This is a genomic window from Thermogemmatispora sp. (assembly GCF_019683635.1).
Lineage (GTDB): Bacteria > Chloroflexota > Ktedonobacteria > Ktedonobacterales > Ktedonobacteraceae > Thermogemmatispora.
In genome coordinates, this window is sequence record NZ_JADGIA010000231.1 from 1 (window position 1) to 7864 (window position 7864).

The following is a 7864-nucleotide window of genomic DNA, read 5'->3' on the forward strand; positions in this document are numbered from 1 at the left end:
CCGATAGCCCTCCTGTCGCTCTTCATCTCGCCTCATAGATGGATATACATTTATTATTTATTGGGGTTGGTTATAATGGAGGTGTAGCTTTGCCCAGCGCACAAGCGAAGCAAGGCCAAAGAGAGTGAGGCACTGGCCGGTGGGCTGCCCACCAGTTCGTCAGCGGTTATCTCGAAGGATGGACTGGCGGGCAAGCTGACTGGTAAGAGAGGAGGCGGGGTGAGGAGCGGAGGGCTATGGATGAGCATGGTCAGAGTGTCCTCCGCAGAGGCGTGCTTGAGCAGCGTACTGCGCTGGAACTCTGTGCAGCCTGAAAAGGGAAAGGAGCAACATGCAAGAAAAGCCCCGGTGGGTCAAGCCGTCCTTCGAAGTCATTGCGGTGAGCCTTGAGTGCACTGCCTATGCAGGCGTACTCCTGTTGTTTGAACCTCAAACGAGACAGTAGTACCGCGCTAGCTAGGCAGGGAGAGAGCAGGCAGAGGGCGCTAATAGAGGAAGGGTGAGCGGTAGAGGGAGGAGGCGGAGACTGAGCAGGTCCTGTCTCCTCCCTGCTCCCCGTCCGGCTCCGGTCAATGCCTTGCCTTGTCCGGTTTTGCTGTGTTGGCCTGGGCTGCGGCAAGTGAGAAAACTCCTCCAAGGATTGAAATGGAAGGGAGAGGCAGCCCGTTCAGGGATTAGAGAAACAAGAAAAATGTTGGTGCGTCTGCTCGGTACAGCAGCAGGAGGAGGCTTCCCGCAGTGGAATTGCAATTGCTCGAACTGCCGGGGTCTACGTGCGGGAGAGCTGAAGGCGAAGGCACGCACACAGTCTTGTGTGGCGGTGAGCGCCGACGGCGAGCGCTGGTTTCTACTCAATGCCTCCCCCGATCTGCGCGCTCAGCTTGAAGGTTTTCCGCCTCTCTGGCCCCCTGCCTCTTGCAGGCGCGGCACGCCTATCGAGGCCATTCTGCTGACCGATGCTGACCTCGACCATACCCTCGGCCTTCTGCTCCTTCGGGAGCGTTCCGTTTTGACTATCTATGCGCCTGCGGCAGTTCAGCAAGCCCTGCGCCAGGGACTGGCCCTACCGCAGTTGCTCGCTCATTACTGCTGCGTCGAGTGGCGTGAACCCGCCGAAGAGCTGGCTCCGCTGCCCACTGCGGCGGGCCACACAAGCGGCCTTCTCTACCAGGCCATCCCTCTGACCGGCAAGCCTCCGCGCTACCTCGCAGAGGTCAGTACGCTCGCAACCGACTCCCCGTTCCGCGTTGGCTATTATCTCACGGATGTGCAGACTGGTGGACGTCTGCTTTTCCTGCCAGGACTAGCCCGGCAAGAGGAGCAGCTGCAGCCCTACCTGCGGGCCTGCGATGCTATTCTCCTTGATGGTACCTTCTGGAGCGAGAATGAGCTGCAGGAGCAGGGACTCATCCAGGCAACAGCAAGCAGTATGGGTCATCTCCCAATCAGCGGGCCAGCGGGCAGTCTGGCCTGGCTAACACATCTCCCTGTTCCTTACCGCGTCTATACCCATATCAACAACACCAACCCGGTCCTGGTCGAAGACTCACCCCAGCATGCCACCGTGCGCGCTGCCGGAATCATCATCGGCTGGGACGGGCTGGAGCTGCGGCTATGATCCGCTCGCCCTCGCCTCGCATGCTGCTAAGAGAGGATCGCAGGGTGGATAAAAAAGCAAGCAAGAGCGAAGAGAGGAGCTACTATGAGCATAGCGCATTTTGAGCCTTGGGACCGCGAGACCTTCGTCACCCAACTGCGAGCCGTTGGCATGACTCGCTATCATCATCTCCATCCTTTTCATCAGGCCATGAATCGGGGCGCCCTTACTCCTGAGCAGATCCGCGCCTGGATCGTGAACCGCTTCTATTATCAGCAGCACATTCCTATGAAAGATGCAGCAATTATTGCTAATTGCCCTCTTCCAGAGGTCCGCCGGCTCTGGCTTCACCGCATCAGCGATCACGATGGCGAGCGCGAGGATGAGGGCGGTATTGAAGCCTGGCTGAAACTGGCTGAAGCAAGTGGTCTCTCACGCGAGGAGGTGCTGAGCGGACGGCATGTGCTCCCTGGCGTCCGCTTCGCCGTCGAAGCCTATGTGACTTTCGCCCGTCAGCAGCCGTGGCCTCTGGCCATAGCCTCCTCGTTGACTGAGCTGTTCTCTCCCGATCTGATGAGCGAGCGCCTGGCCGCCTTCGAGCGCTATTACACCTGGATCAACCCGGAGGGATTGGCCTATTTCCGGGCACGTTTGCTGCAGGCACCACGCGACGCGGCGCAGGCTCTGGAGTTGACTGTGCGCTACTGCACAACGCGCCAGCTTCAGGAGGGTGCTGTCCAGGCACTCGCTTTTAAATGTGACGTGCTCTGGAGTATGCTCGACGCCCTGCAGTTCGCCTACGGTCCCTGGCCTGGCGAGCCGGCACTGACAGCGGCCAGCACCAGCGCCCCCACTGCCGTTCCACAGGAAGGTCGCCTATGAGCACGTCTAGCGCAGGCAGCTTTCCCTCTCCAAAGATGCTGCGCCCTCGCCTGCTTCCCAGGGCACGGCTAGAAATCGATCGTCTCAGCCAGCAGCCTATTCTGCTCTATCCCGAGGGAGTGATGATGCTCAATGAGACCGCAGCTGCTATCTTGCAGCTCTGCAACGGCGAGCATACGCTGGCCGATATCCTTCGAGAGCTAGCGAACCGTTACGAGGCCAGTCCCGAACAGCTGGAGGATGATGTTTACGAATATCTTTGTTCGCTGCGGGACCAGAATCTCGTCGCCTGGCTAGAGTAGATCAGGTCCGCCTTCTCCGTAGCCCGCTATCAGCCTCAGCACAGGATAGGTCGCCAGACAGGTTGCATAGCCAGAGAGGACAATTACGATGACGCTCAACGAGCAGCAGATGAAGCCACCTTCCTCACCCGACACACACCAGCCGGAGGGTGCTCTTTTCCAGACCGCCCCGGGCAGGACGCTGCGGCCATTCGGTTTGCTGGCCGAGCTGACCTATCGCTGTCCGCTCCATTGTCCTTACTGCTCGAATCCGACTCAGATTCTCTCAGATCAGCGGCAGCCTGAGTTGACGACTAGCGAGTGGCAGCGCGTGATCAGAGAGGCCGCCACCCTCGGGGTTCTACATCTGCTCTTTTCTGGCGGTGAGCCACTCCTACGGCGCGATTTGCCAGCCTTAGTTGATAGCGCTCGCACTGTTGGTCTTTATACCAATTTGATCACCAGCGCCCTTGGCTTGACACGGCGCCGTCTACAGGAATTGCAGGAAGCCGGTCTTGATAGCATTCAGATTAGCTTCCAGGCTGACGAAGCCGCCCTGGCCGACGGCATCGCCGGCTGCCCGGGCGCTCATGAGCACAAGCTAGAGGCCGCTCGCCTGGTCAACGCCTGCGGCCTGCCCCTGACGATCAATGTGGTGCTTCACCGCGGCAACATCGAGCGCCTGCCAGCGATGATCGACCTGGCCGAGCGGCTGGGCGCTCAGCGTCTGGAGCTGGCCAGCACGCAGTACCTGGGCTGGGCCTTCTACAACAAAGTCGCGCTGCTCCCCACAAAAGCTCAGGTGCAGCAGGCCGAAATGATTGTGCGCGCTGCCCAGGAGCGCCTGCGCGGACGCATGGAAGTCATCTACGTCTGGCCCGATTACTATGCTGAACGCCCCAAGCCCTGCCTGTATGGCTGGGGCCGCCGTTATCTGACCATTACCCCCGACGGTGAGGCCCTGCCCTGTCAGACCGCCCGCATCATTCCCAACCTGCATTTTGACAATGTGCGCCAGCATTCCCTGACCTGGATCTGGCAGCGATCAGCGGCCTTTGAGCGCTTCCGCGGCAGCCACTGGATGCCTGAGCCTTGCCGGAGCTGCCCGCTGCGTGAGCAGGACTTCGGCGGTTGCCGCTGCCAGGCCTTCCTGTTGACAGGCGATGCCGCCAATACCGACCCCGCCTGTAGTCTCTCTCCTCACCGCGCCCGTCTGCTGGCCATCCTCAGCGAGGTTGAGCAGCAGTCAGGCTCCTCGTCCAGTTTCCACAGCCCTTTTGCCCCCGATGGGCGGCCTCTGATACCCATCCACTTCCGCACCAATCCTAAATCCTGCCCAGGGGAATAAGCTGGGGCACCTCTGAGTTTTATCTTTATGCTGTAGCTGGAGACAACCAGCATGGAAGCATTGCAGGTAGACCGCTGTGCGATCGTTCAAGAGAGGAGGTAATTGCTAGCGATGGATGATGCGGAAATTCTGCAGCGTATTGAAGAACTGGTAGATGAGGAACACAAACTGCTTAAGAAGGCGGAAGAAGAGGGACTCACGGACGAGGAGCGCGTGCGCATGAAAGAGCTAGAGATTCGCCTTGATCAGTGTTGGGACCTGCTGCGCCAGCGGCGAGCTCGCCGCCATGCTCACCTCAACCCCGATGAGGCTCAGCCTCGCGATCCTCGTATCGTTGAGCATTACCTGCAATAGCGCCCGCTGCCCAAGATCTGCCTATTCCCAGAGAGGCAGCCAGGCTGCCTCTCTGTCCTTTCTCTCCATACCTTCCCCTCGCCCAATTGGTCCACTTCATATAATGCACTTAGAGGCTCTTTCTCTATTCCTTCTGGTAGCAAGGCGGAATAAGATCGATGCAAGTACATCAACGTCCTATTTTTCGTCAGCGTGCACTGCAGCATCATCTCTATGGGCGAGAAAAAGATATTCTCCCGCATTTCATGGCACTGCCCGTACCTGTGCTGCTCTGGCTCCTCTTCGGGCTGCTCTTCGCTGCCGCAGCGCTCGCCTGGACAACGGAGATCCCGACCTACACCGTTGGCCCGGGCGTGGTACTAGACGCGGAAGCTTCCAGCGAGCGGTTCCAGTTGCAGCCACAGGGGGCCTTTGCGCTGATCTTCCTTCCCTGGGAAGCACACCAGAGGCTGCGACCAGGGCAACCTGTGCAAATTACCTTACCAGCCACCAATCTCACGCTGAATAGTCACATAGTGCGCATTTTGCCAGGAATCACCAGCCCTGCCACCGCCTGCACCTACTATACTACGGCTAATACGCACCAGGCGTCACCACCGGTCACGCGCCCCTCTGTAGCTGTACTGGTACCATTAGGCCAGCAGCTCTCAGCCAGCATCTATGCTGGAACGGGTCTGACAGCGCAGGTACAGACCGGTTTCACTCGCCTCATCAACTTGCTGCCAGGGGTTGGGATGTTGTTGGGAGGCCAGGGAGCGTTATGATACACGACAATGGACAGCAAGGACAGTATGGACAGGAAGTAACTCAGGATCGCGACTATGTAGACATCTTCGATCCACAAGAATATATCACTGCACGTCGACCGCTCAAGCGGCGGCGTATTCGTCCGATCGTCCTCCAGCAGGAGGGCGACTATCCAGCTATTCGTCCTCATCTGCGTCTGCCAGTCAGGCAGAAGCCAGCGCCAGCAGCGACCCCAGCAGCGCCCGCCGCCACTGTTGAAGGCAGGCTGGCAGGCGAGCAGCAGCAGCCCACAGCAGCGGAGGCCCGGCCCCCTCAGCAAGAGGGTCAGACCAAGCCGGCGATCGAGGCAGGCACGCACAGTAAGCGCGCCAGAAAGCAGACCTGGTCTGGCCGAGGATGGCGACGGCGGCGTGTCCGTCCCCTCACGCAAATGAACGTCGTCGAGTGCGGCTATGCCTGTCTGGCGATGATCCTCAACTACTACGGACGCCCTACCTCAGTCTCCGAGCTGCGTATGCGGCATGGTCTGGGGCGCGACGGCCTCTCAGCTCTGAGCATTGTCAAAGCAGCCCGAAGCTATGGCTTGCGCACACGCGCCATCTCGTTGCAGCGCACCGAGGACTTCCAAGCTGTTCCGCTTCCGGCAGTGGTCCACTGGGAATTTAAGCACTTCATCGTCGTTGAGCACTGGACACCCCGCTGGGTCGAAGTCATCGACCCCGCCTGGGGGCGTAAGCGACTCACCCCCGAGGAATTCGACGCCGGCTTCACCGGCATTGTGATCCTTTTCGAACCAGGAGTGCATTTCAGCACCGAAGGTAGCGCTCACCGCGTTACTCTCTGGATGCAGGTCAAGCAGTTCGCCCGCCAAACGCGCGGCACCCTGTTTCAGGTGCTCGGAGCCTCGCTCTTCCTGCAGTTCTTTGGCCTGCTCTTGCCGCTGCTCACCAAGATCGTCATCGATCAGATCCTGCCAGCTCACATGGTCGATATCATGGGCATCCTGGGCCTTGGCCTGCTGCTGCTCCTCGCCACCCAGGCCACAACCACAATCCTTCGCGAGTGGCTGCTGGTCTATCTGCGGGCCCGCGTCGACATCCAGCTGGTGCTCGGTTTCTTTGAGCATCTCCTCACCCTGCCCTTCAGCTTCTTTCAACAGCGCTCTAGTGGCGACCTACTGCAACGCCTGGGGAGCAACACAATCATCCGCGACACGTTGAGCAACCAGCTTATCTCAACTTTGCTTGACAGCGGCACTGTCATCGCTTATCTCTTCATCCTGCTCTGGCAATCGCCAATCTTCGCGCTCCTGACCCTTGGCCTGGGACTGCTGCAGGTGCTGGTCCTTCTGGGGACCCATCGCATTGTGCTGGACCTGGCCAGCCGCGATCTGGCGGCCCAAGGCAAGGCTCAGGGCTATCTGGCAGAAACCCTGGCCGGAATGGCCACGCTCAAGGCCGCCGGTGCCGAGCAGCGTGCTCTCGAACGGTGGTCGAATCTCTTCTATGAGCGTTTGAATATCACCCTGCGCCTCAGCTATCTACAGGCCGGCATCAATACGGCCATGACGATTCTGCGGATCTTCTCGCCGATCGCCCTCCTGTGGATCGGCGCCTACCAGGTCCTCAATGGCCATCTCAGCGTCGGTACCATGCTCGCCCTCAATACACTGGCCAGCGCTTTCCTGACCCCAGTGGCTTCGCTCGTCAGCAGTGGACAACAGTTCCAGATCCTCTACGCTCACCTGGAGCGACTGACCGACGTCACGACGGCAGAGCCAGAACAGGACATTGAGAAGGCTCAGTTGCCTCCGCGACTCAGCGGGCGCATTCACGTGCAGAATGTGAGTTTCCAATATGGACCAGATTCGCCACGAGTGCTGAAGCAGATTAACATTCGTATTGAGCCGGGTCAGAAAGTCGCCATTGTTGGGCGCACTGGCTCGGGCAAGAGCACGCTGGGCAAGCTCTTGCTGGCACTCTACACGCCAACCGAAGGCGAGATCTACTACGATGGGCTGCCGCTGAGCCAGCTCAACTACCAGGAGGTACGGCGTCAATTCGGCGTCGTTCTCCAGGATAGCCAGATCTTCAGTGGCTCCATCTTGCAGAATATCACCCTCAATGACCCTAATGTTCCCTATGAGCGGATCGTGAAAGCGGCAACCGCCGCGGCTATTCATGAGGATATTATGCGCATGCCGCTGGGCTACGATACTCCGGTGGCCGAAGGTGGCAGCGCCCTCTCGGGAGGTCAACGGCAGCGCCTCTGCCTCGCACGCGCCCTGGTCAATGAACCAGCCATCTTGCTCCTCGATGAGGCCACAAGCCATCTCGATGTGCTTACTGAACAGCGCGTCTCCGAGAACCTGCGCGCCTATCCCTGCACGCAGATTATTATCGCTCACCGCCTGAGCACCATCCGCGATGCCGACCTGATCCTGGTCATGCACGATGGCATGATCATCGAGCAGGGTACCCACGAGCAGCTACTCCAGCTGAATGGCTACTACGCCCAGCTTATGCGGCAACAACTTGAACAGGAGGAACGCCAGGCTCGCGCAGGCGCCTGCTAAGGTGCGGCTCCGCTCCGAGCCTGGCCTCCATTGCTAACGCTCCCTCTCCAGATCCCCCGTTCTCTTGCCCCCACTCATCC

General features: G+C 59.5%; 7 protein-coding genes. All 7 read left to right on the plus strand.

The genetic code is table 11. The annotated features are described in order from the left end of the window. Nucleotides 1-691 precede the first annotated feature (691 nt). The 7 genes from pqqB (at nucleotide 692) to IRZ31_RS18680 (ending at nucleotide 7784) form a co-directional block, all read left to right on the plus strand. Nucleotides 692-1618, plus strand: coding sequence for a pyrroloquinoline quinone biosynthesis protein PqqB (gene pqqB / locus IRZ31_RS18650; protein ID WP_297156426.1), 927 nt, complete (start codon nucleotides 692-694; stop codon nucleotides 1616-1618). Nucleotides 1619-1702: 84 nt separating this feature from the next. Continuing rightward, complete coding sequence (pqqC, locus tag IRZ31_RS18655; RefSeq protein WP_297156428.1) at nucleotides 1703-2479, plus strand: pyrroloquinoline-quinone synthase PqqC; 777 nt, start codon at nucleotides 1703-1705, stop codon at nucleotides 2477-2479. Further along, nucleotides 2476-2781 (plus strand): pyrroloquinoline quinone biosynthesis peptide chaperone PqqD, encoded by a 306-nt coding sequence (gene pqqD / locus IRZ31_RS18660; protein ID WP_297156430.1) that lies wholly within the window; start codon nucleotides 2476-2478, stop codon nucleotides 2779-2781. The genes pqqC and pqqD overlap by 4 nt, the downstream gene beginning before the upstream one ends. Nucleotides 2782-2869: 88 nt before the next feature. Then, nucleotides 2870-4108, plus strand: coding sequence for a pyrroloquinoline quinone biosynthesis protein PqqE (gene pqqE, locus IRZ31_RS18665; RefSeq protein WP_297156432.1), 1239 nt, complete (start codon nucleotides 2870-2872; stop codon nucleotides 4106-4108). A gap of 111 nt (nucleotides 4109-4219) precedes the next feature. Further along, nucleotides 4220-4462 carry a DUF2630 family protein gene (locus tag IRZ31_RS18670; protein ID WP_297156434.1) on the plus strand — a complete coding sequence of 81 codons (243 nt, stop codon included), beginning with the start codon at nucleotides 4220-4222 and terminating at the stop codon, nucleotides 4460-4462. Between the two features lie 158 nt (nucleotides 4463-4620). After that, nucleotides 4621-5226 carry a hypothetical protein gene (locus tag IRZ31_RS18675; protein ID WP_297156436.1) on the plus strand — a complete coding sequence of 202 codons (606 nt, stop codon included), beginning with the start codon at nucleotides 4621-4623 and terminating at the stop codon, nucleotides 5224-5226. Next, nucleotides 5223-7784 carry a peptidase domain-containing ABC transporter gene (locus IRZ31_RS18680; protein WP_297156438.1) on the plus strand — a complete coding sequence of 854 codons (2562 nt, stop codon included), beginning with the start codon at nucleotides 5223-5225 and terminating at the stop codon, nucleotides 7782-7784. The genes IRZ31_RS18675 and IRZ31_RS18680 overlap by 4 nt, the downstream gene beginning before the upstream one ends. The last annotated feature ends 80 nt before the right edge of the window (nucleotides 7785-7864 follow it).

Coding starts and splice junctions, on each gene's coding strand:
- pqqB (WP_297156426.1), top strand. CDS start 692: ATGTTGGTGCGTCTGCTCGGTACAGCAGCAGGAGGAGGCTTCCCGCAG.
- pqqC (WP_297156428.1), top strand. CDS start 1,703: ATGAGCATAGCGCATTTTGAGCCTTGGGACCGCGAGACCTTCGTCACC.
- pqqD (WP_297156430.1), top strand. CDS start 2,476: ATGAGCACGTCTAGCGCAGGCAGCTTTCCCTCTCCAAAGATGCTGCGC.
- pqqE (WP_297156432.1), top strand. CDS start 2,870: ATGACGCTCAACGAGCAGCAGATGAAGCCACCTTCCTCACCCGACACA.
- IRZ31_RS18670 (WP_297156434.1), top strand. CDS start 4,220: ATGGATGATGCGGAAATTCTGCAGCGTATTGAAGAACTGGTAGATGAG.
- IRZ31_RS18675 (WP_297156436.1), top strand. CDS start 4,621: ATGCAAGTACATCAACGTCCTATTTTTCGTCAGCGTGCACTGCAGCAT.
- IRZ31_RS18680 (WP_297156438.1), top strand. CDS start 5,223: ATGATACACGACAATGGACAGCAAGGACAGTATGGACAGGAAGTAACT.